Below are 1,483 nucleotides of genomic sequence, written 5' to 3' on the forward strand. Positions count from 1 at the left end.
CACTCTAATGGGGGTGCATCGGCTTGATCCGTGGGTCAGGCTGGTGGTTGAGTCCGTTGGTGGGTGAGCACTCTTTCACTCAGGCCTTTGAGGTCTAGATCTAGATCGTGCCCCCGCCGACGCGCGAGGAGGCGTGACGACTGCTGGGATGACGTGCCGTGAGCACTGAACCATTAGGGCGATGCGAGCTTCCTCCTGACGATGATGTCAGTGATCGAAGATGGGAGTTGTGACGTGTTGTTCCTTGGAGATGATTGGGCTGAAGCTCATCACGATGTGGAGTTGCAGGATGGGCAGGGCATGGTCCTTGTTCGTCGACGGTTGCCAGAAGGTGTCGTCGGTCTCGCGCAGCTGCACGCGCTGATTGGTGATCACCTCGACGAGACCGATAAGCCAGAGACTGTGTTCGTCGGGATCGAGACGGATCGCGGCGGGTGGGTGCAGGCGTTGATCGCGGCCGGCTATTCGGTCTATCCGATCAACCCGGTCCAGTCCGCCCGCTACCGGGAACGACACACGTCCTCAGGAGCGAAGTCCGACCCCGGTGACGCGCACGTTCTGGCCGAGATCGTCCGTTGTGACCGGGATCACCACCGCCGCAGCACCGGTGATAGTGAGCTCGCGGAAGCGATCAAAGCGCTTGCCCGCACCCATCAGACGATGATCTGGTCGAGGCAGCGGCAAGCGAACCAGCTGCGATCAATGCTGCGCGAGTTTTACCCTGCCGCTCTGATTGCTTTCGCGGATGACTTCTCGGGCAGAGATGCCCTTGCCGTGCTCGCGGCAGCCCCCACACCCGCCGCAGGGCGAGCATTGACCCGCACCCGGGTGATCAGCCTGCTACGACGGGCAGGACGCCAACGCAACCTCGACACCCGCGCGGGGCGGATCCTGACCGCGCTGCACGCCGAGCAGCTCGAACTCCCCGCCCCGGTTACGACCGCTTACGGGTCAGGGGTGCACGCAATCATCGCCGTTCTTGTCGCGATGGCTGTTCAGATCAGCGCGCTGGACACGGAAGTCGCGGCGTGTTTTGGCCGGCACCCGGACGCTGAGATCATCACCAGCCAGCCCGGACTCGGTGTCGTTCTCGGCGCCCGGGTGCTCGCCGAGTTTGGTGACGACCATGACAGGTTCGCTGATGCGAAAGCACGCCGCAACTACGCCGGTACTAGTCCGATCACCCGCGCGTCAGGAACCAGGCGCGTCGTCCTCGCCCGCTATGCCCGCAACAAGCGTCTCGCCGACGCGTTGCATCAGCAGGCGTTCTGCGCGCTGAGCACCTCACCTGGCGCGAGGGCGTTCTACGACGCCCACCGCGCCCGCGGCGCGACACACCACCAAGCCCTCCGCACACTCGCTAACCGACTCGTTGGCATCCTCGACGGCTGCCTCCGACACCACACCCCATACGACGAGGAACTTGCCTGGGCGCACCAACACGCCCTCGCGGCTTGACAACTTGCACCCCTGGGATATCTAG

1 protein-coding gene is annotated in these 1,483 nt (G+C 63.9%); it reads left to right on the forward strand.

Features of this window, described 5'->3' with window-relative positions; translation table 11 throughout:
* Positions 1-234: 234 nt before the first annotated feature.
* Positions 235-1,458, forward strand: a complete 1,224-nt coding sequence (locus ACSU1G_RS34555; RefSeq protein WP_439286183.1) for an IS110 family transposase — start codon at positions 235-237, stop codon at positions 1,456-1,458.
* Positions 1,459-1,483 lie beyond the last annotated feature (25 nt).

The sequence above is a fragment of the Microbacterium sp. A93 genome (assembly GCF_051842835.1).